The 24,176-nt window shown below is 33.5% G+C and carries 25 protein-coding genes; all 25 read right to left on the bottom strand.

Translation table 11 applies throughout. From position 1 onward, the window contains the following. Window positions 1-241 precede the first annotated feature (241 nt). Window positions 242-1,174 (bottom strand): UDP-glucuronic acid decarboxylase family protein, encoded by a 933-nt coding sequence (locus tag E0W69_RS04650; protein WP_131328869.1) that lies wholly within the window; start codon window positions 1,172-1,174, stop codon window positions 242-244. A 57-nt stretch (window positions 1,175-1,231) separates the two neighbouring features. After that, on the bottom strand, window positions 1,232-2,230 hold the full coding sequence (locus tag E0W69_RS04645) for a mannose-1-phosphate guanylyltransferase (RefSeq protein ID WP_131328868.1): 999 nt from the start codon (window positions 2,228-2,230) through the stop codon (window positions 1,232-1,234). A gap of 21 nt (window positions 2,231-2,251) precedes the next feature. Further along, entirely contained in the window at window positions 2,252-3,658 is a 1,407-nt protein-coding gene (locus E0W69_RS04640) for an exopolysaccharide biosynthesis polyprenyl glycosylphosphotransferase (protein ID WP_131328867.1), read from the bottom strand. 141 nt (window positions 3,659-3,799) lie between these two features. After that, on the bottom strand, window positions 3,800-4,393 hold the full coding sequence (locus E0W69_RS04635; RefSeq protein ID WP_225321395.1) for a DedA family protein: 594 nt from the start codon (window positions 4,391-4,393) through the stop codon (window positions 3,800-3,802). Between the two features lie 91 nt (window positions 4,394-4,484). Next, window positions 4,485-5,792, bottom strand: coding sequence for a dicarboxylate/amino acid:cation symporter (locus tag E0W69_RS04630; protein WP_131328865.1), 1,308 nt, complete (start codon window positions 5,790-5,792; stop codon window positions 4,485-4,487). A gap of 83 nt (window positions 5,793-5,875) precedes the next feature. Next, complete coding sequence (rlmB, locus tag E0W69_RS04625; protein ID WP_225321394.1) at window positions 5,876-6,655, bottom strand: 23S rRNA (guanosine(2251)-2'-O)-methyltransferase RlmB; 780 nt, start codon at window positions 6,653-6,655, stop codon at window positions 5,876-5,878. A gap of 25 nt (window positions 6,656-6,680) precedes the next feature. Further along, window positions 6,681-7,511, bottom strand: coding sequence for an N-acetylmuramic acid 6-phosphate etherase (murQ, locus tag E0W69_RS04620; RefSeq protein WP_225321393.1), 831 nt, complete (start codon window positions 7,509-7,511; stop codon window positions 6,681-6,683). 99 nt (window positions 7,512-7,610) lie between these two features. After that, on the bottom strand, window positions 7,611-8,213 hold the full coding sequence (hisH, locus tag E0W69_RS04615) for an imidazole glycerol phosphate synthase subunit HisH (protein ID WP_131328864.1): 603 nt from the start codon (window positions 8,211-8,213) through the stop codon (window positions 7,611-7,613). An 11-nt stretch (window positions 8,214-8,224) separates the two neighbouring features. Further along, a complete protein-coding gene (trpA, locus tag E0W69_RS04610; RefSeq protein ID WP_131328863.1) occupies window positions 8,225-8,995 on the bottom strand; it encodes a tryptophan synthase subunit alpha in 771 nt (256 codons plus the stop codon). A gap of 70 nt (window positions 8,996-9,065) precedes the next feature. After that, window positions 9,066-10,256 (bottom strand): tryptophan synthase subunit beta, encoded by a 1,191-nt coding sequence (trpB, locus tag E0W69_RS04605; protein ID WP_131328862.1) that lies wholly within the window; start codon window positions 10,254-10,256, stop codon window positions 9,066-9,068. 34 nt (window positions 10,257-10,290) lie between these two features. Next, window positions 10,291-11,322: a hypothetical protein gene (locus E0W69_RS04600; RefSeq protein WP_131328861.1), complete on the bottom strand. Its 1,032-nt coding sequence runs from the start codon at window positions 11,320-11,322 to the stop codon at window positions 10,291-10,293. A 5-nt stretch (window positions 11,323-11,327) separates the two neighbouring features. Then, window positions 11,328-12,317, bottom strand: coding sequence for a hypothetical protein (locus tag E0W69_RS04595; RefSeq protein ID WP_131328860.1), 990 nt, complete (start codon window positions 12,315-12,317; stop codon window positions 11,328-11,330). After that, window positions 12,318-12,956, bottom strand: coding sequence for a phosphoribosylanthranilate isomerase (locus E0W69_RS04590; RefSeq protein WP_131328859.1), 639 nt, complete (start codon window positions 12,954-12,956; stop codon window positions 12,318-12,320). Further along, a complete protein-coding gene (gene trpC, locus E0W69_RS04585; RefSeq protein WP_131328858.1) occupies window positions 12,946-13,743 on the bottom strand; it encodes an indole-3-glycerol phosphate synthase TrpC in 798 nt (265 codons plus the stop codon). Before trpC ends, E0W69_RS04590 begins: the two co-directional genes overlap by 11 nt. A gap of 2 nt (window positions 13,744-13,745) precedes the next feature. Further along, entirely contained in the window at window positions 13,746-14,171 is a 426-nt protein-coding gene (locus E0W69_RS04580; RefSeq protein WP_131328857.1) for a GNAT family N-acetyltransferase, read from the bottom strand. Between the two features lie 4 nt (window positions 14,172-14,175). Continuing rightward, window positions 14,176-15,168 carry an anthranilate phosphoribosyltransferase gene (trpD, locus tag E0W69_RS04575; protein ID WP_131328856.1) on the bottom strand — a complete coding sequence of 331 codons (993 nt, stop codon included), beginning with the start codon at window positions 15,166-15,168 and terminating at the stop codon, window positions 14,176-14,178. Window positions 15,169-15,257: 89 nt separating this feature from the next. After that, window positions 15,258-15,827 (bottom strand): anthranilate synthase component II, encoded by a 570-nt coding sequence (locus E0W69_RS04570; RefSeq protein ID WP_131328855.1) that lies wholly within the window; start codon window positions 15,825-15,827, stop codon window positions 15,258-15,260. Between the two features lie 20 nt (window positions 15,828-15,847). Then, window positions 15,848-16,207, bottom strand: coding sequence for a four helix bundle protein (locus tag E0W69_RS04565; protein WP_131328854.1), 360 nt, complete (start codon window positions 16,205-16,207; stop codon window positions 15,848-15,850). 27 nt (window positions 16,208-16,234) lie between these two features. Next, window positions 16,235-17,647 carry an anthranilate synthase component I family protein gene (locus E0W69_RS04560; RefSeq protein WP_131328853.1) on the bottom strand — a complete coding sequence of 471 codons (1,413 nt, stop codon included), beginning with the start codon at window positions 17,645-17,647 and terminating at the stop codon, window positions 16,235-16,237. Window positions 17,648-17,860: 213 nt separating this feature from the next. Then, the gene (locus tag E0W69_RS04555; RefSeq protein WP_131328852.1) at window positions 17,861-18,508 is read right to left on the bottom strand and encodes a hypothetical protein; all 648 of its coding nucleotides are present in this window, start codon (window positions 18,506-18,508) and stop codon (window positions 17,861-17,863) included. A gap of 6 nt (window positions 18,509-18,514) precedes the next feature. Then, the gene (hisB, locus tag E0W69_RS04550) at window positions 18,515-19,654 is read right to left on the bottom strand and encodes a bifunctional histidinol-phosphatase/imidazoleglycerol-phosphate dehydratase HisB (RefSeq protein ID WP_131328851.1); all 1,140 of its coding nucleotides are present in this window, start codon (window positions 19,652-19,654) and stop codon (window positions 18,515-18,517) included. Window positions 19,655-19,945: 291 nt separating this feature from the next. Beyond that, on the bottom strand, window positions 19,946-20,428 hold the full coding sequence (gene ybaK, locus E0W69_RS04545; protein ID WP_131328850.1) for a Cys-tRNA(Pro) deacylase: 483 nt from the start codon (window positions 20,426-20,428) through the stop codon (window positions 19,946-19,948). Window positions 20,429-20,462: 34 nt separating this feature from the next. Then, the gene (locus E0W69_RS04540; RefSeq protein ID WP_225321391.1) at window positions 20,463-21,392 is read right to left on the bottom strand and encodes a serine hydrolase; all 930 of its coding nucleotides are present in this window, start codon (window positions 21,390-21,392) and stop codon (window positions 20,463-20,465) included. 21 nt (window positions 21,393-21,413) lie between these two features. Next, the gene (locus E0W69_RS04535) at window positions 21,414-22,586 is read right to left on the bottom strand and encodes a prolipoprotein diacylglyceryl transferase (protein ID WP_131328849.1); all 1,173 of its coding nucleotides are present in this window, start codon (window positions 22,584-22,586) and stop codon (window positions 21,414-21,416) included. 110 nt (window positions 22,587-22,696) lie between these two features. Further along, complete coding sequence (gene mgtE / locus E0W69_RS04530; RefSeq protein ID WP_131328848.1) at window positions 22,697-24,103, bottom strand: magnesium transporter; 1,407 nt, start codon at window positions 24,101-24,103, stop codon at window positions 22,697-22,699. Window positions 24,104-24,176 lie beyond the last annotated feature (73 nt).

The following is a 24,176-nucleotide window of genomic DNA, read 5'->3' as shown; positions in this document are numbered from 1 at the left end:
GGTATTTTATTCTATTAAATTTAAAATATATTATAGTGCATCTAATTAATAGAAATTTAATTTTCCAAATGTAAAGTATTTCTCATAATTAACTAAATTTTAGACTTTAATTAGAAGGTGTTTGAAATTAAAAGCTAAAATCTTTTTTAAGTTATGTTTCAAATTTAGATCATTCAACGTCTATGAAACGCTTTTTTAATAAATTAATTGCAATCATCGAACATTTTTCTTAAAAAATATATTAAGGAGCCATAAAATAAGCTAGTGTTCTTTTCAATCCCTCAGAAAGTTGGATCTTAGGTAACCAATTTAATTTTTTCTTAGCCAATTCGATACTAGGTTGACGCCTCTTTGGATCATCAATTGGTAGCTTTTCAAATTTTAATTCTGAATTTTTCCCTGAAATATCAATTAACCTATTTGCAAATTCAATTATTGAAATTTCATCTGGATTTCCGAGATTAATAGGCAAACAATAATTGCTAATTAATAATTGATATATTCCTTCGATTGTATCATCAACATAACAAAAAGACCTTGTCTGTGAACCATCTCCATATACCGTCAAGGGTTCATTATTTATAATCTGTCTTATAAATGTTGGCAATGCTCGACCATCATTTAATCTCATTTTGGGTCCATAAGTATTAAAGATTCGTGCAATACGTACTGAAACTCCATGATATTTATGATATGCCATCGTCATTGCTTCTTGGAATCTTTTTGCTTCATCATAAACACCACGAGGACCGATTGGATTAACATTACCCCAATAATCCTCCGTTTGAGGATGAACTAAGGGGTCTCCATAAATCTCACTTGTAGAAGCTATTAAAATTGTAGCTTTTTTGTTTTTTGCCAAACCTAAACAATTATGTATACCTAATGAGCTAACTTTTAATGTTTGAATGGGGACTTTTAGATAATCAGGAGGACTAGCAGGAGAAGCAAAATGGAGAATATAGTCTAAATCACCAGGAATATGAATATAATTACAAACATCGTGGTTGTAAAATTCAAAATTATCTAAGGGAAAAAGGTGTTCTATATTTCTAATCTCACCTGTAATTAAATTATCAATTGCTATTACATGGTAATCTAATTGGATAAATCTATCACATAAATGTGATCCTAAAAATCCGGCGGCACCTGTAATTAAAATACGTTTTCTCATTTGGATATTTGACTTTAAATAAAAACTTCCAATATTTTATATTGGAAGTTTACTTAATTATTTCAACAATTCAGGTTTTTCCCTCTCAAGCCGTTCATAGACATTCTTTACATCCTGACTCATACTCCTTGGTAAAATCAAAATAGCATCATCAGTTTCAACAAAAACGATATTATCTACACCTAAAAATTCTACATGTTTATTTGTACCTAAAACTAAATTTTGTCTAGTTGGACCATCATCATGTGCATCAAAATATTCCCATAATGAATCGAAGGAACCTAAATCACTCCAACCAAAATCCGCACTTACAACCTTAATCTTTTTAGACCTTTCCATAACAGCATAATCAACACTCTTTGATGGAATTAAATTAGAATCCTCTAAATTAAGTTTATTTTCTAAAATATTCTCAAAAGCATTTTTTGAAAAATTATAGATTTCAGGTTCATACATTTTCAATTCCTCAAGGAAAATATCCGCTTTGAAACAGAACATTCCACTATTCCAAAGATACCTTCCACTTTTGACGTAATCTTCCGCCTTTTTTTTATCAGGTTTTTCTCTAAAACTAACAACATCATTGTCTTGAAATTCAATATATCCATATCCCGTTTCTGGTCGAGATGGCTTAATTCCAAATGTTACAAGGTAATTTTCTTTTGCTAATGAGATTGCTTCCAAAATCGAACGTTCATATTCTTTCTCACCAGTCACCACTTGATCCGAAGGTGTGACTAACATAACTGCCTCATTTCCTAAGGAAAATGCAGCAAAAGCAATGGCAGCAGAAGTGTTTCTTGGCGTAACTTCTACAATTTCATTAAAATTATCTTGATGAATTTCCTTTAGATTTTGTACGGATAAATCTCTATTACTTTCATTACCAACAATCAAAAGATCATTACAAATTAGATTATTTCTAAGTACACAAAGTTGAAATAAAGACTTTCCCTCAAATAGGGGTATGTATTGCTTAGGTCTAGACTTTCTGGATAATGGCCATAATCTACTTCCTACCCCTCCAGTTAATACAACATGAGTTACTGAATTCATTCAATTTTTTTTAGTATAAAATTAATAAGCTTCAGGTTCCCCTTTTGCTACATTTATCACTGTCATAAATACGATACGTACATCCAACATTAAAGACCAATTTTCCATATACCAAATATCATGCTCTACTCTTTTCTCCATTAAAATTAGTTCTTTAGTTTCTCCCCTAAACCCATTTACCTGCGCCCAACCAGTAATTCCTGGTTTCAAAAATTGGCGCACAAGATACTTGTCAATTAGAGTTTTATATTGATCTGTATGTTTTAACATATGTGGTCTTGGTCCCACAATACTCATTTCGCCTTTCCATACATTAAAAAATTGAGGAAGTTCATCTAAACTTGTTTTCCGCATAAAAGCGCCAAATTTTGTAAGACGTGAATCATTTTTGGTCGCTTGCATACTATCCGAGTCTTTATTAACCTTCATACTTCTAAACTTGTAGCAATAGAAAGGTTTATTATCTTTTCCAGAACGTTCTTGTTTAAATAAAATAGGTCCAGGAGAGGATAATTTTATAATTAATCCAATTATAGGGTATAACCATGAAAGTATAAACAGAATTACAAATGAGCTAAATGCAAAATCAAAAGCTCTTTTCTTAATTCTATTTCTTAAAGAATTTAACGGTTCATTGCGAAGGCTGTAGACTTTAAAATCACTGCTTGAAATATTATCAATATGTCTTACTGACAAGGAAGATCCTGACAATTCACTTTTACTAACAAAATGTAATTTGATACAATTATTCTCAGCTGCCGTATAAATTTTAGACATTAAAGGCGTAATTGGAACTGTGGAATACACTTCGTCAATACCTTGCAATTGTAATGTATTAACAAATTCTAATATGGAGGCACCAGAAACTTGCGATGCATTTGCATTTACCATTGAATTTAAGTCATCATCCAAAAAGCGTTTAAATGTATATAAATGTTCATTTTCTCCAAAAAAATGCTGCAATGAATTACCTAGTGAATTTTTACCAATGATAGCGCAGTTGCGATTCAAATTGGCTTTATCAGCCACAAATTCCATCAAATAAGTAAGATATATGCGACTAATAGTTACAAAAATCAAAAGTGATGCTATGTTTCCTATTAAAAACCACATGCGTTTTTCACTATAGAAATAGTAAACAAATAAAAAATAAAATGCAAACAGTACAAAGTGGGACAATACTACTTTAAAGGTTTGCCTCAATATAATTACCGTATTACGTAAAGTAGAAAAACTATACAATTTGAAAATAGAGGAAAAAAATAACCACAAAATATTATATACTAAAATATCTAATAAACTCAACTTAGGCAAAGTCGATTTTATAATATAAGTAAGCAATATACCAATGAGAAAACTCAAATTAAGTATAAAAAAATCACTAAGCCTCAAAACGAAGGCAGACAATTCAGTTTTTCTATCCTTCATCACTATGTTTTTATTTATGCTTAGTATCATATAAATTATTTAGTCTGTTAAAATATAGAAGCATTTCTAATCATTTGACAAGCACTAAACTTTTTTTCAAATTTAACATTTGTTTTAAATAATATCAAAAATAAATTCTAATTAATGAACCTTATTTGGAGTCTTTTTTAACATTTTAAAGATGACTGGAGCCGTTGTAATTAAAACTAATATCAATACAATAACTTCCAGGTGTTTAGTTAAATCAAAATGATAATTTTCCAAAAAGAAACGATAGAGATAATGGCCACCTGCTACCATTAAAAATACCCATGCCAAACAACCAATCAAATTAAATACCAAAAATTTAGATTTAGGCATTCCTACAATTCCAGCTATAATAGGAGCAAAAGTTCTAACAATCGGTAAAAACCGGGCAAAAATAATTGCCCCACCTCCATGTTTATCATAAAATTCTTTTGCTTGCAAAAGGTGCTTTTGTTTAAAATACCATGTATCTTTCTTATTAAATAGAAATTTACCACTTCTACGACCGATAAAATAACCAACTTCATTTCCGATAAACCCAGCTAACGTTATCAATAAAATAATAATCATCAAATTCAAAAAATCTGAATTTGTCTTATATAAAGATTCTACAAGTTTTTGACTATATATTCCGGCAACAAAAAGTAAAGAATCTCCAGGTAAGAAAAATCCTATAAATAAACCTGTTTCTGCAAATATGATAAACATGATTAACCAAAAGCCTCCATGTTCAATATAAAATTGTGGCTGGAGCAATTGCATCCAATCAAAACTCAACAAAATATTCATTATCAATTTTTTATTCTAAATTCAAATTTGGAGTATCTTTTAAATCTCCTTCCATTTTACTCACTACACTTGTAGCTAAAGCATTGCCCAACACATTTGTTGTGGTACGCAACATATCACAAAAATGATCAATGGGCAATATAAGCGCGATACCTTCCGGTGGAATTTTAAACATACCACAAATTGCAGCAACGACAACTAAAGACGCTCTGGGTACACCCGCCATCCCTTTACTTGTCACCATCAAAACCAACATCATTGTAAGTTGTGTTCCTATATCTAATTTTATGCCATAAGCTTGGGCAATTGCCATACTTGCAAATGTCATATTTATCATACTACCATCTAAATTAAAGGAGTAACCTAATGGTAAAACAAATGAAACAATTTTACTACTACATCCAAAACGTTCCAATTCTTGTGTTAATTTTGGAAAAACGGCTTCACTACTTGTAGTTGTAAAAGCAACTACAATTGGTTGAAAAATATGGCGTAATAATTTTGGTAATTTATTTTTCAAAAATAAATAGCCTACTAATAGTAATATCGCCCACAAACAAATAATTGCAATAGCGAAATACATCAGATATTTTCCATAAAAAATAAAGACAGACAACCCATTTGTAGCTATTACTGCAGCAATAGAGCCCAATACGCCGATGGGCGCAAAATTCATCACATAACCCACCATTTTTAAAATGACATGTGAAGCGGAATCTAATGCTTTTATTAACGGTTTACCCACCTCTCCGACAGCAGCAATGGCAACACCAAAGAAAATAGAAAATACTACAATCTGGAGTATTTCATTGTGTGCCATAGATTCTATAACACTTTTGGGAAAAACGTGCTCAATGAAAGTTTTTAAGGTAAATCCAGTTGTATTACTTACAATATCATGCGAATCTTTCAAATCAGAAAGAGATACATTAATACTATGTCCAGGTTGAAAGACATTAACAAGGACAGTTCCCAAGGCCAAACTGACCAAGGATGCAGATAGAAACCAGATCATCGCACGACCTCCAATACGACCTACCGCATTCAAATCACCTAATTTAGCAATGCCCACTGAGAGTGTACAAAAAACTAAAGGCGCGATAATCATCTGGATTAAGCGCAAAAAAATCGTTGTAAGTAGTTGGATTTTATCAGAAAACTCTTTTGTAAAATCTTTTACAGTTACAGTAGTATTAGCATTTAATGCTTTTGCAGCTTGTACTTTATGTAGTCCATTACTATAAACAAAATACCCTAAAATTACTCCGAGTATCATCGCTATGATAATGTACAATGTCAATCTATTGGATTTTTTCATTCACACATTTATAACAGGTGCTGCAAAATAAGAAAAACTATCTTACCCTGTTCATTAAATCTCAATAAATTATACAGCTATATTTATTCGTATGTTAATAGCCTTTGCTTCATCGCTTCATACAAAATTATTCCTGCAGCGACGGATACATTAAAAGAATCAAAATCTCCTTTCATCGGGATAGTAAATTTATCATCTGCAGCTTTCGTTAAGTAAGATTGTACACCCTTTTCTTCATTTCCCATGATAATACAACTTGGTTCTGATAATGGCAATTCATACACTTTAGACTTTGCATTCATTTCACTAGTGTATACTTTTATTCCATTCAAATGCAAGGTATCCAAAGCTTTTAAAAGACTGTCCACACGGCACACTTGTATTTGTTCCAATGCGCCAGCACTGCTTTTTACAGCATCTTCATTTAAAGCTCCAACACCTTTATCTGGTATAATAATGGCTTGAGCGCCACAACAAAGTGCACTTCTGGACATCGCCCCAATATTTCTCACATCAGTAACTCCATCCAACATTAGAAACAAAGGCGTTTCTCCTTTGGACAAAACCCAATCAATTACTTGTTGTAGATCTTGATAGATCACTGCAGATTTGAAAGCGATAATTCCTTGATGATTGATATTGGTAAGTCCATTCAATTTTTCATTGGGAACATATTGGATAGGGATATTTTTTTCACGAGCCAGAGTTCTAACTTGATCAATAGCTTCACCGGAAGCTTTTCTTGCGACTAAAATTTTATCAATATTAGCGCCAGTTGTTAATGCTTCAACGAGTGGATTTCTCCCAACAACCATATTTTTTTTAGGCAAATAGGAAGGACTTTTCTTTTTTTGGAAAGGCATATTTAATCAAAATTAGGATGCAAAACTAAGCAATAGTTCGGTTATCATAAGCATTTCTTACGCTTCCATATTTCAAAAGTAAAGATCTAGCCTGCTCATAATCAGTAATATGCATTTTTTGCATGAGCATTTTGGTACCACGATCTACTAATTTTTCATTCGTTAATTGCATATTGACCATCTTATTATCCTCCACTCGTCCCAATTGTATCATCACAGTGGTAGTAATCATATTCAATACCAATTTCTGTGCGGTGCCACTCTTCATACGTGTACTTCCGGTCACAAACTCAGGCCCTACGATGACTTCTATGGGAAAATCAACTTCTTTCGCTAAAGGTGTATGCAAATTACAAGTAATACAACCTGTTAGTATGTTATTTTCCCTACATTTTTTCATAGCTTCTATAACGTAAGGTGTTGTGCCGCTTGCTGCCAAACCGACAACAAAATCTTTATCCGTGATATGATATTTAGATAAATCATCCCAACCTTGCGTCGGGCTATCTTCTGCATTCTCAACAGCTTTCAAGATCGCAGTCTCACCTCCAGCAATAATACCCACTACTAAATCTGGAGAAACGCCGTAAGTCGGAGGACATTCACTTGCATCCAATATACCTAAACGTCCGCTCGTTCCTGCTCCAATATAAAATAATCGACCACCTGCTAACATTTTGTCTGCTAAGTGCTCGATTAATTCCGTTATTTGTGGTAAAGATTTATGAACTGCAATAGGAACTTTTTGATCTTCTTGATTGATATTGAAAAGGATTTGATCAATAGGCATACTTTCTAAATGTCTATACTCAGAAGGTTGTTCCGTAATTTTTACCAAATCGTTGTTTGACATCATAATTTTTTAATTCTTATAAAAACAAATCAGCTTAGTTTGTGAATTACAAATTAACATCATTTGCGTTTTTATGCCAAATTTTGCAACATTTTGATTGGATTAAATTTTAAAAATAAAGTTCTTCAAAATTTGTTCGCCTACTTTTGCACTCTTTTCAGGGTGAAATTGCGTTCCATAAAAATTATCTCTGTGCAATGCAGAGCTATAGTTTTGCACGTAATCCGTCTGTGCAATTGTGAATTCTCCCAAAGCTGCATAATAACTATGCACAAAGTAACAATCTGAATCATCCTTAACCTCTTCAAAAAGCGGCGTTTTTAAATTGTGAATTTGATTCCAACCAATCAAAGGAACTTTTTCTGAAGAACTAGCCAACGGTTCAAATTTTTTGACTTTTTCTTCGAAAATGCCCAAACAAGGTGTATCATTTTCCTCACTATGTGCACACATCAATTGCATACCCAAACAAATACCTAAAACGGGTTGTTTCAAGTTTTTAATAAGTATATCTAAATTCTTTTCTTTTAGATAATTCATCGCCGTTGATGCCTCTCCCACTCCAGGAAAAATCACTTTATCCGCATTTTCAAGCTTTTTGGCATCGTCTGTAACTTCCGCCTCAACACCTATTCGTTCTAATGCAAATAACACAGATCGAATATTTCCTGCATTATATTTTACGATAGCAATATTGCTGCTCATTGTAATAATTCTTATTTAATCGTTTCCAAAAATGCGTGCGTGCCTTCTTCAATATCATCAGATGCGGTTAATGCTTTGATATAAGCCGTACCGATGATGGCGCCTGCTGCATGTTTGGTGGCGGATTCAAATGTTGCTTTATCTTTTATGCCAAATCCTACCATGATTGGATTTTTCAATCCTAAGGTTTCTAATTTGCCTAAATATTTCTCAACATCCGTAAAATTTTTATCCGAACCAGTAGTCGATGAAGAAGAAACAGCATACAAAAATCCTGTACTCAACTCATCTAATTGTCTGATTCTTGCAATGGAAGTTTCAGGAGTAACCAAAAAAATGAAATCTAACTGATATTTTTTCACAATTTGGCGATAATTCGCTTCAAATTCATATTCAGGTAAATCAGGTAAAATCAAACCATCAATACCTAATTCGGATGCTTTTTTACAAAATTCTTCAAATCCATATTGTAATACAGGATTCAAATAACCCATTAAAATAACTGGAATATGAATTTTATCTCTAAAATTTTCCAATTGTTGAAATAAAACTTCAATGGTCATCCCATTTTCCAATGCAATAGCACCACTATTTTGTATCACTTCACCATCTGCCAATGGGTCACTATAAGGAATGCCCAATTCAATAATATCCGCACCATCTTTTTGCAATGCTTCCATTACTTCCAAGGTGCTATTTAATTGAGGATATCCAGCTGTACAATAAACGTTTAATATTTTTCTATCAGTATTATTACTGAATGTATCTTTAATTCTACTCATCACATTCTAATTAAAAAATTCCAAAAACGGAAAATAGGGATAATTTTTTAAATTATTGATTCAAAATCAACTAATTAAATTTATCAAAAACTTTTAAATAGTTATCCATATCCTTATCTCCTCTTCCACTCAAACAAACAACCACATTATCAGAAGGCTTTAATTTTAATTTTTTCAAACCAGCTAAAGCATGTGAAGATTCTAAAGCGGGAATAATTCCTTCAATTTTAGTCAAATTAAATGCTGCTGCTAATGCCTCATCATCCGTAGCATTTAAAAATGTACCACGTCCAGATTTGAATAAATGCGCTTGCAATGGTCCAATTCCAGGATAATCCAACCCCGCGGATAAGCTATAAGGTTCAATAATCTGACCATCTTTTGTTTGCATAACTAAACTTTTACTTCCATGCAATACCCCAACGGTTCCCAATTGTGTCGTAGCTGCAGACTCTCCAGAATCAACTCCGTAACCAGCAGCCTCAACTGCAACTAAATGAACATTTTCCTCATTCAAAAAATGATAAAAAGTACCTGCAGCATTACTACCACCACCAACACATGCCACTGCATAATCAGGAGTTTCTTTTCCTGTTTTTTCTTTTAACTGCCATCTAACCTCTTCGCTAATTACGCTTTGAAAACGAGCCACCATATCAGGATAAGGATGCGGACCTACTGCACTTCCTATGATGTAATGCGTATCGTGCGCATGATTAATCCAATAACGTATTGCTTCATTTGTAGCATCTTTCAAAGTTTTATTTCCACTTTCGGCAGCCACAACTGTCGCTCCAAGCATTTTCATACGAGCGACATTGGGGGCTTGTCGTTGAATATCCAACGCACCCATGAAAACAATACATTCCAAATTCCGCAGAGCGCACACCGTCGCTGTTGCAACACCATGCTGTCCAGCGCCCGTTTCTGCAACGATTTTCTTTTTCCCTAGACGTTCTGCCAATAAAGCTTGACCTATTGCGTTGTTGATTTTATGCGCACCGGTATGGTTCAAATCCTCTCTTTTCAAAAAAATATTTGCACCAATTTGTTCGCTCAATCTTTTTGCGTGATATAATGGTGTTGGTCGTCCAACATAATCTTTTAATAAATTATCAAATTCCTTTTTAAAACCTTCGTCTGAAATTATTTTCAAATAATTTTCCTTCAATTCCTCTACATTGGGATACAACATCTCTGGTACAAATGCACCACCAAACTCTCCATAATATCCGTTTTGATCAACTTCTATTTCCTTCATGTCCATATATAAATTGTTCGTTCTTGTAAAATTTTTAAAATCCCCAACCATCATCCATCCCCCAGCTACTCATTTGGTTGTAATTATTTTGTCGTGCTTGTAATTGTTGTTGAATATCTTCCACTAATCCATCGCACCAACCATATACCGCAGATAATGAGTAAGAAGTAAATCCACTACGATCCGTTAATCTTTTAATCGTGCCATTAGAATACTCCACTGTAAAATATATTGTATTTGCACTAGCATCATTATTTTGGGAAAGTAATTGAGACGGTAATTGGCTAAAATTGGTGTAATTAATTAGCGCCAATAACTTACTATATACATCCACAGTAACTCGACCTTTTAACGTAGAGGAATCTTTACCATTATAACTCGTCCATCGCCAAGTTGCTTGTCTATTTTCATCCATATTTAACAATACTAACTTGGATAAATTTCCAATAGAGCCTGCTTGTGTATAAGTAATCGACTTTATCCTCAATGCATCTGGATGCGTATTATAATTCAGAAAATAATTATTGGAAAAAGCTACAGAATCTACAAAATAAGGATATTCAGCATTACTTGGTCTATTGATATTTGGAGACCAATTAACAATACGTAAACCAGGAATACTTTTTTTCCCAATTAAAATTGCATTGGCATATAAGGGAAAGTTTGCCTCTTCGGAATGTTCCATATTGTATACATTGTAAGACCTATTCTTCTGAGAAACGAACACCAATAAGGTAAAGTTTGATTCTGGGGCATTTGGATCAGAAATATCTCCAGTTACAATCAAATCTAATTTTCCATCTTGATTCACATCTTCTGTAAACCATTTACTAAAATGCATATTTGCTTGAATAGAATCAGAAACTGTTTTACTTAGGTTGTAAACATTTTTCCATTCTGTACCATTGGCAAAATGAAAATCTTTCCAATTATGTTCATTATCATCCTTGAAATAATCTTTTACAAATTTTAAAACATCTTCATCTGTTTCTAATTTTTCTACTTGCTTTTGTGCAAAAACAATAGAACTAGCAAAGCTGAAAATGATCACTAAAAGCTTACGCATACGACTTAGTTTTTATTTTTATTATTCTCTTTTTGCTCATGTAGATAATGTACATAGCCATTTAATTCTATCAACCAAGAACAAATTGCATCAAATGTATATCTATTCCGGGTCGTAAAGTTACTTAATGAGACTGCTTTTCCGTTTAAAAATTTAATTGACAAATAATTTTCATCCATATAATTTCCTGTTACATTAATAGCAAAATCGGAAGTAGTCAATCCATAATTAATCAATTGATCTAATCCTATGTATATATCTGGATATAATTTTCCTATAATCTTATTCCATTTATTACCCCTTAAATATTCTAAATTAATCTTTCCAATAGAAACTGAATCCATGTCAGTAATAGACAACTTAGTATGAATCCCTTCTTGATTTTTAATATCCATCTGCACGGATTGAACCCAATTCGCCAATGGGTGAGAATTGTAATTAATAAAATATTTATCAAAATGAAAGACTGTATCAACAGCAAATGGTAAATTGTTCAATTTCATAGCATCAGGAGCCCAATCTATAAGCCTAATCATCGGAATTTTATTATCCATAAAAATTGTTTCTGATATGTATAAGGGATATGTTTTCTGATCGGAGAACTTCAAATCATGCACATCATAATATCCATCTTTTCTGGATAGAAATACAAATAAACCAAATTCCGGTTCAGGAATATCTTTATCAGAAAAATATCCGCTAACAATTAAATCCTCTTTTTTGTCCTCATTCATATCTAATTTTACCCAACCTAGATATTTTTGATTTGCAATTAAAGAATCTTCTAAATGCTTACTAATATTAAAAAGCCCAGTCCACTCATCTCCTTTTATTAAATGAAATTTGTTCCAATCGTAATTATAATCATCATAAAAATAATTTTTAATAAATTTAATTGCAGTTTTATCATCTTTTATAGACTCAACACGACGTTGGGCTAAAAGACTGTTTAATATAAAACTGAAAATAAGCAAAGCAAGTAGTTTGGTATTCAATTATTTAGAATTTAAATGGTTAGCAAATGTTTTAATTTTTTCCAAATCTTTTACGCCTGGTTCAACTTCGAAACGACTATTAATATCTAACGAAAATAAATCTTTTGCTATTGGAAATTCCATAAATTCTTTCACTTGCTCATGATCTTCCGGACCGATACCTCCACTAAGAAAAAATGGTTTTCCTATATTTAAATTTTTTAAGCCTTTCCAATCAAATTTCTTTCCAGTGCCTCCATATCCCAATCCTGGAGTATCGAACAAAAACATATCAGCGACATCTTGATATTCATGTATTCGCCATTCAATTTCTTCTGGCGAACTTACTTGAAATGCTTTTACGACTGTAATGTATTCCGAAATTCGTTCGCAATATTTAGGTGTTTCGTCTCCATGCAATTGCGCCACATACAAACCACAATCATCGATCGTTTTGAGTACTTCCTCTTGTGGTGCATTAACAAATACTCCAACTTTATTTATTTTACCTTTTATTTTTTTGATTTGTTGTGCTGAAAGTGAATTGAAAACATACCTCGGCGATCTCGGATAAAATATAAAACCACCAAATTGCATTCCCATTTCATCCAATTGAGCTACTTGATTCACATCCGTCAAACCACAAACCTTAATGCGCATTTTCCAAGCTTTTTAATTCATTTACATAATTAACAAATGCCTGTCCAGGATTGTTGGTTTTCATAAAATGCTCTCCCATCAAAAATCCTTTAAAACCTGCATTTTTTAATTCCATTACAACTTGCGGATTATCAATACCGCTTTCTGCAATTCCAGGTTTTTCTTTCGGTAATTTATTCAAAAGACGAATAGAATTCTCAATATTTACTTCAAATGTTTTCAGATTTCTATTATTTACACCAACCAAATCAACTTCGTCGTAATAACAATCCAACTCATCTTCCGTATACAATTCCAACAAAACCTCTAAACCTAAATCATGTGCCACATTGGTCAATTCTTTTACTTTTTGTGGAGTCAAACAAGCTGCAATTAGTAAAATCACATCTGCGCCAATTGCTTTTGCTTCGTACACTTGATATGAATCGACCATAAAATCCTTTCGCAAAATAGGAATTTGATTAAATCGGGCTTTGCCCAAATCTTCCATCGTACCACCAAAAAATGGATAATCAGTCAAAACGGACAAACAAGCCGCACCATTTTCAGTATATGCTTTTGTTACCTCTTCGACTTTTGCGCTTCCATTAATTATTCCTTTAGATGGAGATTGACGTTTGTATTCTGCAATAATTTTGGAATTATCACCATTCAAAATAGCCTCTTTTAGAGAAAATGTTTTTCTTTCAAATAATTCCATTTTAGTCAAATCATCGATCGACTTTGCTGCTTTATGTAATGCAACCTCTTGAACTTTTTCTGCAACTATCTTATCTAAAATATTCATATTCAATTTATTTGCATAAAATATTTCAATTCATTTTCTCCGACAATTTTCAATCCTTTTGACTGATACAATTTTGTCGCTCTGTGATTGATCTTCAAGACTTCCAATCTAACAATGAAATATTCTGCGATTAATTTATCCAATATATACGAACCAATTCCCAAACCTTGAAAATCGTCCATAATAAACAAACTTCCAATAAAAACTTCGTTTTCTTTTATTTTCAATTGTACAAAACCGACAGCTTTTTCTTCGAAAAATATCAATTGAACTTCCGAAATTGGCGTTTCATTTCGTAGAAACTCTTTTTGTACGGCTTCCTCCCAGCCCCAAATTTGGTCTACATAGGGCAGGATCGATCTTGTTTTTATTTGATATAAAAGCTCGAAATCCTCCTCTGCAGCATCTTGCAAACGAATATTTTCCATGCAATTATTGTAATGCAATTAAAGTATTTAATGCATTCAAAGCTTTGCCACTTTCCAAACTTACAACAGCAGCTTGATACGCATCTTCATACGTTGCATATTTTCCCGTGCAATGCAAACCAAGAGCAGCATTTGCCAAAACCACCGCATTTTGCGACCAAGATCCTTTACCCGAAATAATCGTTTTGAAAATTTCGGCAGCCGCTTCTGGTGTATCACCGCCATAAATATCCTCAGGAAAAACTTGTCTTTTACCCAAAGCTTCTGGTGTAAATATGCGTTCTCCAGCATTGGTAATTACCTTTGAATCTCCTGTAAGAGAAACTTCATCATAACCATCCAAACTATGCACAACTGCAAATTGACGTCCACTTTCTTGTAAAAAGTAATTATACAAACGCTCCGCTTCCAAATTATATACGCCTAACAATTGAAATTTTGGACGAGCAGGATTGACCAAAGGACCCAACAAATTGAAAAATGTACGAAATCCTAAGCTCTTACGTATCGCTCCTACAGCTTTCAACGCAGGATGAAATAAGGGCGCATGTAAAAAACAAATATTCGCTTCTGCTAATTCCTTTTTTAATAATTCGCTGTCATTTTTGAATTTGTATCCCATATTTTCAATGACATTAGACGAACCACTCACAGAAGAAGCTCCATAATTTCCTTGTTTAACCACTTTTTGTCCTGCACCGGCAACAATAAAACACGCCAAAGTGGAAATATTGAAGGTATTTTTCCCATCTCCACCCGTTCCGACAATATCCAAAACCTCATGTGTACCCAGATCAACTGGAACAGATAATTCCAATAATGCATCGACAAAACCTTGCAACTCCGCAATCGTAATGGAGCGCATCGCAAATACCGTTATGAAAGAGCTAATCTCAAAATCCGAATATTTCCCTTGAGAAATTTCGATTAAAATAGCTTTTGCTTCTTCGCGAGAGAGAGTTTTATATTTGAATAAAGACTGTAATAATTGTTTCATTGTAAAAAGTAAAATGTGCGTGTTAAGTTGTAACTATTCACTATTAATTATTAACTATTAACTATTAACTATTAACTATTAACTATTAATTACTTATCAAGCCAATTTCTAAGTATTTTTTCTCCAACTGGCGTCAAGATACTTTCCGGATGAAATTGTACACCTTGAACATCATAGGTTTTATGTTGCAATCCCATAATAAATCCTTCTGCATCTCTTGTTGTCACTTCCAAACTTTCAGGAAAATTTTCGTTATCTACGACCCAACTATGATATCGTCCCACCTCAAATGTATCTGGTAAACCTTCAAATAATGGCGCTTTTACTTCTGTTTTCTGGATATCGGTTGCAATACCGTGAAATACTTCGGATAAATTAGTCAATTTCGCCCCAAAAGCTTCACCAATTGCTTGTTCGCCCAAACAGACACCCAAAATTGATTTTGTAGGTGCAAATCTTTTGATCAAAGGCAAAAGTAAACCCGCTTCTTCTGGAATGCCAGGACCAGGAGACAATACGATTTTGTCATATTTCTCTACCTCATCCAAACTGATTTTATCATTGCGAAAAACATCTACTTTTTCCCCAATAATTCGCTCGATTAATTGTACCAAATTGTAGGTAAATGAATCGTAATTATCAAAAACCAATATTTTCATATCGAATTATAAATTATAAGTTATGAGTTATTTTTTGTCGTAATAATTGCACTTCGTGACATTTTCAACAATTCTGTTGCATTTATAGCAATACTTTCAAATTCCTTTTCTGTAAGAAACGCAATTTCTTTTAAAAGTTCCAACCAATAAAGCGTTTCATCACATTCCTTCTGAGCAATTCCTAATTTATGTATAAAATCTGCTTTACTTTCTGCATTCTGTGCTTCTCTAATTAAAGCACCAACAGCAGTACCACTTCGTAACAATTGTTTGCTTAAGATAAATTCATGAAATGATGTATTCAAATGCTGATACAATTTGACTATTCTAATGGCAAATTGAAAACTTTTCTCCTTTAGAAGATTTTCTTTCGCATTCATAATTCATCATTTATAAATTATCATTAATTAAACTTGCTCCGCTTTTTGAATCGCTAATTTCAATGCGCCTAATTTGTTATTTACCTCTTGCAATTCATTTTCGGGAATCGATTTTGCCACAACGCCAGCGCCCGCTTGATAATACAATGTATTGGATTTACTCAAAATAGAGCGAATCATAATCGCGTGTTTGAAATTACCATTGAAACCCACAAATCCAATCGTGCCGGCATAATAACTTCTGGAATTCCCTTCAATTTCATCGATTAATTGCATCGCTTTGAATTTAGGAGCGCCACTCAAGGTTCCAGCAGGAAAATTATTTGCCAAAACTTTGAATGGATTCGTATCTTTTTCCAAAGAACCCGCAACCTCACTCACCAAATGCAAAACATGAGAAAAATGATGCACTTCTTTGAAATAATTGACTTTTACATCTGTACAGTTTCTACTCAAATCATTTCTAGCCAAATCAACCAACATCGTATGTTCGGCTTTTTCTTTGGGATCATTTTGTAATAATTCGCCTAATTTCTTGTCTTCCAACAAATTGCCCGTTCTTTTATAAGTTCCAGCAATCGGATGAACAATGGCTGTTTGATCTTGAATAAGTAATTGAGATTCTGGACTCGAACCGAATAATTTGTAATTTCCGTAGTCAAAATAAAACATATATGGAGAAGGATTGACGCTACGCAAAGTGCGGTAAACATTAAAATCATCTCCTTCAAATTTCTGTGCATATCTACGGCTTGGAACGATCTGAAATACATCACCACGCTTGCAACTCTGAATGCCTTTTTTTACCATTTCGATATAATCTGCATCCGTTACATTGGGAATTTCTCCACCATTTAAACGAAATTTATATTGTGGAATATCGCGACCTTCTACCAAAGCTTGTACTTTCTCCAAATTACTTTCCAATCTGCTAATTACGTTTTCACATAAATACATTTCAGACTTGAAATGATTGATTACCAATACATATTGATACAAACGATAGCGCATCAATGGAATCTCTCTTTCAGGTTCTTTGTTATAAGATTTTAGTTGAATGGTATCAAAAAAATGAACGGCATTATAAGTCGCATATCCAAATAAACCCTGTGCACGACGTACAAAATCATCTTCGGAAGTCGTCACCTCGTAACCTTTCATATAATTCCAAAGAATATCCGTAACTTTTTGCGCATCTGAAATTTTGATTTTCTGTGTTTTTTTCAACGGATATTTCAACTCAATTGTATCGTCATCCGTCACTTCCACACCTCCGATCGCATTGATCCCAATAAGTGAAAATGCGTCCTCAGCAGATTGATAATCCGCACCTTCCAATAAAACGGTGTCGCGAAATTGATCTCTCAATCGTAAATAAATAGCCACCGGAGTCTGTACATCAAAAAGCATTTTTGTACAGTTTGTTTCAATCCTTGTCATGGGTTTATTTGAATATTTTAAAATAGTTAATTGCAATAAAAAAGCCCCGAATTATATTCGAGGCATTTTGTTTATTTTTAAATAAATACTGATTATAGCATGCTGCTACAAGCCCCGAAAAGAGTTTGTATGCCACCACCAAATCATATTTACATTATTTAACTTCATTGCTGTGCGAATATGCGAAAGAATTTTGAATTGAACAAAAAATAATTAGAAAGATTTACCCCATGCAGCAATATTAAATTCAATTTCAATATTAAATTGCATCATTTTTTTTACTATGCCTCTGCTCAATATGAAATTGCCTAATAGCTGGTTCTCATAATAATAATCTATAAAACATTGTATATTAAAACTTATTTCATTTTCAAAAAACAAACCAACATTCCGTGATTTCTCAATATTATTCAACAATAATGAAATTTTATCTTCTAACGAATCTGGTTCAGAATTAGGTTCATATTTGATACCACTGTTATCCATTAATAAGTCTGAAAAGCGAGGATGTTTATCTCCCAAATTCCATGTTTTTATTGGATTTAATTCATCTATAGATACTAATTCTTTTAAAGACAGCAACTCTGAAGTTTGCCATAAAAACAACTTTACACCGGGCTCAGTATCTACATCATGAATATCTTGTTGTTTTTTATTTAAACAAAATCTTAGATAAAATGGCTCATTCTTGATTGGTACATAAACAAAAATATTTTCGCCATCATCTCTATCTATTCGCTCAATTTTAATTTTCTCATTTTCATAGATTAGAGTAAATCTATCGAGAAAATATCTTGTAAATTCAAAATTTTGCTTCAGTAATTCTTCTGATATAATTTTATAAATATCATTATCATTCATAATTTTCTACAACACTCCTTTCGTACTAGGTAAATAATTGCTCAACAAATCTCGTTTCACTGCCATTCGAATCGCTTTGGCAAATGCTTTGAAAATTGCTTCTATTTTGTGATGTTCGTTATCTCCTTTGCATTCAATATTCAAATTACAATGTGCTGCATCGCTAAAGGATTTGAAGAAATGGAAAAACATTTCCGTCGGCATCTCTCCTACTTTTTCACGATGAAATTCTGCATTCCAAATAATCCAGCTGCGACCACCAAAATCGATTAACACTTTTGCCTCCGCGTCATCCATAGGAAGTGCAAATCCGTATCTTTCGATCCCTCTTTTATCTTTTAATAAAGCCGCAAAAGCTTCACCCAAAGCAATTCCGGTATCTTCAATTGTATGGTGCTCGTCAACATGCAGATCGCCTTTGGTTTTGATTTTTAAATCCATTTTGCCGTGACGTGCAATTTGATCGAGCATGTGATCAAAAAATCCAATGCCCGTTTCGATATCAGATTTTCCTGTACCATCGATATTTAGTTCGATATGAATTTTTGTTTCATTGGTATCCCGATCAACACTGCATTGACGTAAACCAAATTTCAAATAAGAAAAAATTTCCTTCCAATCACTTGATTGTAAGGCAATTGTATTGCTTAATTCATCTGCATTTGCAATTTCTTCCGCACCTAATTCTGGATCATTATTTAACCAGATTGCTTTTGCTCCTAAGTTTTTTGCCAATTGCACATCGGTAATGCGATCGCCGATAACATAAGAATTTGCCAAATCATATTCCGGATTATTGATATAATCGACTAACATTCCAGTTTGTGGTTTGCGTGTTGGCGCATTGTCTTTGGCAAATGTTTTATCGAAAAAAGAGGCACTAAAATGTATGCCTTCACCTTCTAATGTCCTTTCAATGAAATGTTGCACTGGCCAAAATGTATCTTCGGGAAAACTATCTGTACCCAAACCATCTTGGTTGCTTATCATCACCAATTCGTAATCTAAATCTTGCGTTATCAACGCTAGATATTGCAAAACTTTGGGATAAAAACTTAATTTCTCAAAACTGTCAATCTGATAAGTTGGCGGTACTTCGTTGATAATCGTACCATCTCTATCAATAAATAAAACTTTTTTTGCCATAATATTTGAAATTGCGCTACGCAAATATAAATGCTATACCTACCCTGATGTTCTTTTTTCTTGATAAAAAAGAAGGAAAAAATCAAGTCGACCATAAGGCGAATGCTAACGCACCGAAAAAATATACGCTACAGGCATTGTTTTGTTCGTTTATCGCTTTTGAAATTTTATAATTGCGGACGAACAAAAGGCCATTCCGCAATATTTTTTCTTTCGCGGTATTGTCGACATTCGGCGTGCTCAATTTAATAAGAAGATTCTATGATTGATTTGCAATAATAATCGCTCATTTTACACCGTTAAATCCGCCACATTTCCTTCGGTTGCTTGTAATATATCCACAGGAGTCGTACCAATTAGCAAACCTTGTTTGCCTCCACTAACAAAAATTTTATCCAAATGCGCTATACTTTGATCGAAAAAAGTAGTAAATTTTTTCTTCATTCCAATGGGCGAACAACCACCTCGAATATATCCCGTAATACTCAATAATTCTTTGACAGCAATCATAGCAACGTTCTTTTCTCCAGCAGCTTTTGCGGCTTTTTTCAAATCCAATTCTTTCAAAACTGGAATTACAAAAACACAGATCGCATTGTCTTTCCCTCTAGTTACCAAGGTTTTAAAAAATCCATCAGGTTCCATCCCTACTTTTTTGTATACGGAATGTCCATCAATATGTCCATCCTCAATGGAATAGGCAATTTCATCGTAAGCAATGTGTAAACTATCCAAAATGCGCATCGCATTTGTCTTGTTTATTTTTTTTGCCATAATACTATTTTTTAAAAATGAAATTCACTATCAATTATTTTCCTAAATAAATATCAGCACCAACAGGTGGTTGCCAATTAGATTTTGGTTCGAAATAATGCCACAATAATTTGGAAATAGCACGAGCCAATTGCCAAGCTTCATTATTGGATTGCCAGCTTTGATCTTGATTATTTTTCGTAGCAATGTAAAATACATAATCTCCATGTGGTGCATTGACCATCACCAATTCCGATCGAGACTCATCTACCATACCTTGTTTGGATGCGGTTTGTATAAATGGAGGTATTTGCGAAAGTGCGAAATTATCATAATAAACATGCGACATCGTGCGATACATGCTTTCACACGCTGCTGGATTCAATATTTTTTTTAGGTAAATATCTTTGAGTAAAGTTGCCATTTCGCGTGGCGTAGTTTGCCCCCAACCATAGATTTTGCGATTCGCTTCCCGATTGGCCCGAGAATTATCACGCGTATCTTTCAAACCTAATTTATCCAAAACCGCATTAATCGTATCAGAGCCACCAACCAATGATTGTAACCAAAGGGAAGTTGTATTATCGCTATAATCAATCATCAAAGCCGCCGCTGTCGCTATATCCATTGGTGTACTATCTTTGAAAAATTGAGCAAAACCAGAACCTCCATATTTCAAAGAATCCTTATAAATAAGCTTTTGATTATAAGTTAATTTTCCGTCTAAAATTTTTTGGTAAACTGTTGTAAGTATGGGAACTTTTACAATACTTGCCGTTGGAAAAATCGTATCAGCATTGATGGCTACAAATTTTCCCGTTTTTAGATTTTCAACATAAATGCCAGAGGTTCCATGAAAATTTTGAATAAGGGGTGCTAATTTTTTCTCTAATTTTCTATCTACTTTTTTCTGTGCATGAATCATTGTTACAGAAAAAAGTAAACACAAGCCTGAAAATTGATTATTTCTCAAGAATAGTTTCATTTCCTCCAATATTTAAAAGTGTTAGTTTTTAGCGAGATGATTGGTTGTCGGTTTGATCCAATCTTTCGCTTTAAAGAACAATAAAGCACCTCCAACTATCAAAACGGTTGCAATGATTTCTGCTTGCGTTGGATGAAATCCGAAAATATCATATTTAGTATTTACACGAATTTGTTCAATCAATAATCTTTCCCAACCGTTGACGAACAAATACAATCCAAATAATTTACCTGGAGTTGTAATTTTTTTGCGAACCGACCATAGAAAGAAAAATAAGATCACAGAAACAATGATTTCATATAAAGGAGTTGGGAAAACACCTTGTGGTAAATGTGTGCAATAATCATCCCAAGTACAATTGGGCAAAGGCACACCTTCCTTATTTACATTATGTGCATAGTCATAACTCCAAAACCAATCTGGCATCCAACTAAATGGTTTAGGTTTTGTATTTACAATGCCCCAATCTCCGTCTCCAGCTACTTGACAACCAATCCTACCCAAACCATAAGACAACATCAAAATAGGTGCTAGCGCATCCGCAACATCAATAAAACGCATATTATGTTTTCGAAAATAATACCAAAGAGAGAGTGACGCGACAATCAAGCCACCGTAATATGTCAAACCACTTGGCGACAACAAATTACCAATCGGATCTTGAATAAATCGATTCCAATTTTCCAAATTGTCAAAAATCTTCGCACCGACGAAACCTCCTCCGGCAGCAATCATAATTATGTCTCCCACTCTATCACTCGGCCAGATGCGAATTGTTCGAGTTTCGGGTTTAGCCAATTTGACTTTGTTCTTTTCTTGCCATTTCAAAAAAGCAAAAAGAGCACCTACTGCAATACCTGCAATGAAATTTCCTTGGCCGGAAAATAAAAATTCTTGTGGATTATTGAGTGCGCCTTTCGTTACAAAAACACCCAAAATTTTATATCCCATTGCAAATCCCAATACGAAATTTAACACCAATTCGGTTGTTGTTGCAGGTTCGCCTATCGTTACTTTTTTATCTTCATAGGTAAATATTCCTAACGCTTGTCTTCTTTTTAACTCTTTGACGATTAACGCTGCGCAAATAAGAAATGCAATCGCAACGAAAAAACCAAATGTATTGATCACCTTCAACGCAGGTAAATCAATGTGAAATAATTCTTTAAATACGTAATATAGATTAGGATACATGGATAATTATTAGGATAAAAATTATGAATTATGAATTATGAATTATGAATTATGAATTATGATTAAGAAAAAATTTTCATTATTACTAGTTACTCGCTTCTAATTACTATTTACAATAAAATTCCTCTCAAGAACATATATGCTACAGAAAAATAAATAACGATACCTGTTACATCCACCAATGTCGCAACAAATGGAGCTGAAGAAACCGCAGGATCGGCACCCAATTTTTTCAACACCATTGGTAACATGGAGCCAGAAAGTGTACCCCACATTACAATTCCCAAAAGAGAAACACCTACCGTAGCTCCGACCAATAACCAATGTGGCCCGTAAATATCTTCAAATACGCCATGAACCATCAGTTGATGCCATAGAAATATTCGGATAAATCCAATGATACCCAAAATACCGCCTAAGGTCAACCCACTGAAAAATTCTCGTCGCATAACGCGCCACCAATCACTCAAAGAAACTTCATCTACCGCCATCGCTTGAATAATAAGTGTAGAGGCTTGCGAACCACTATTGCCACCACTCGACATAATTAATGGAATAAACATCGCTAAGATAGTTGCTTTGGCTATTTCATCATTGAAATAAGCCATAGCAGTTGCCGTTAATAATTCACTCAAAAAGAGGATAATCAACCAACCCGCTCTTTTTTTCATTAATTTGAAAAATGGAGTATCTAAATAAGGCTCGTCCAATGCCTCGGTACCACCCATTTTTTGCATATCCTCACTAAATTCTTCATTGGTTACCCAAAGGATATCATCAATCGTCACAATGCCCAACAATTTGTCATTATCTCCGGTAACTGGAAGAGCGACGCGATTATTTTTTTTGAATACTTGACTGGCATACTCTTGATCATCCGTAGCTTTTAAGGAGATAAATCTTCCATCAATAATTTCACTTATAGGAGTTTCTGGGGAAGCAAGAATCAAATCACGAATACGCAAGTCATCAATTAGCTTTCCATCAAAACTAATCACATAAATAACATCTACTGTTTCAGAATTCTTCCCAAATTTTCGGATCGTGTGAAAGGCATCCAAAACCGTATTATCTTCATAAACATAGACGTAATCTGTTGTCATCAGACGTCCAACACTATCTTCAGGATATCCCAAAAGACTTACAGTGATCTTAACCTCCTTTGGATCTAATAATTTTAATAGATCTCTCAGCTGTTCATTTGGAAGGGATTCCAAAAATTGTGTACGATCATCTGGAGATAATTCATTTAAAAGTTCCGCCGTTTTTATGGGAGAAAGGCTATTAATGATTCTTTTTTGCACAGAAAAATCTAGCATTTTAAAAACACTAGACGCTCGATGCGTAGACATGGTGGAGACAATTTGAGTCTCATACTCCGGAAAATTATCTACCAATTCTACTACATCACTAATATTCTGATCATTTAGAAACTCTGTGATAAGTATTTTATCTCCGATTTCTAACAATCTTTCAAATTCATCGTCGATAGATAATGGTTCAAATTCGAAACTCATAGCTGCAATATAATAAATACACGTTTTAAATGAGGTTGCGAAAATACAAAAACTTATATGGCATATTAATTGA

The sequence above is a fragment of the Rhizosphaericola mali genome (assembly GCF_004337365.2).
GTDB lineage: Bacteria > Bacteroidota > Bacteroidia > Chitinophagales > Chitinophagaceae > Rhizosphaericola > Rhizosphaericola mali.
The sequence above is the reverse complement of the archived record's forward strand: the minus strand, read 5'-3'. Positions and strand labels throughout refer to the sequence as shown.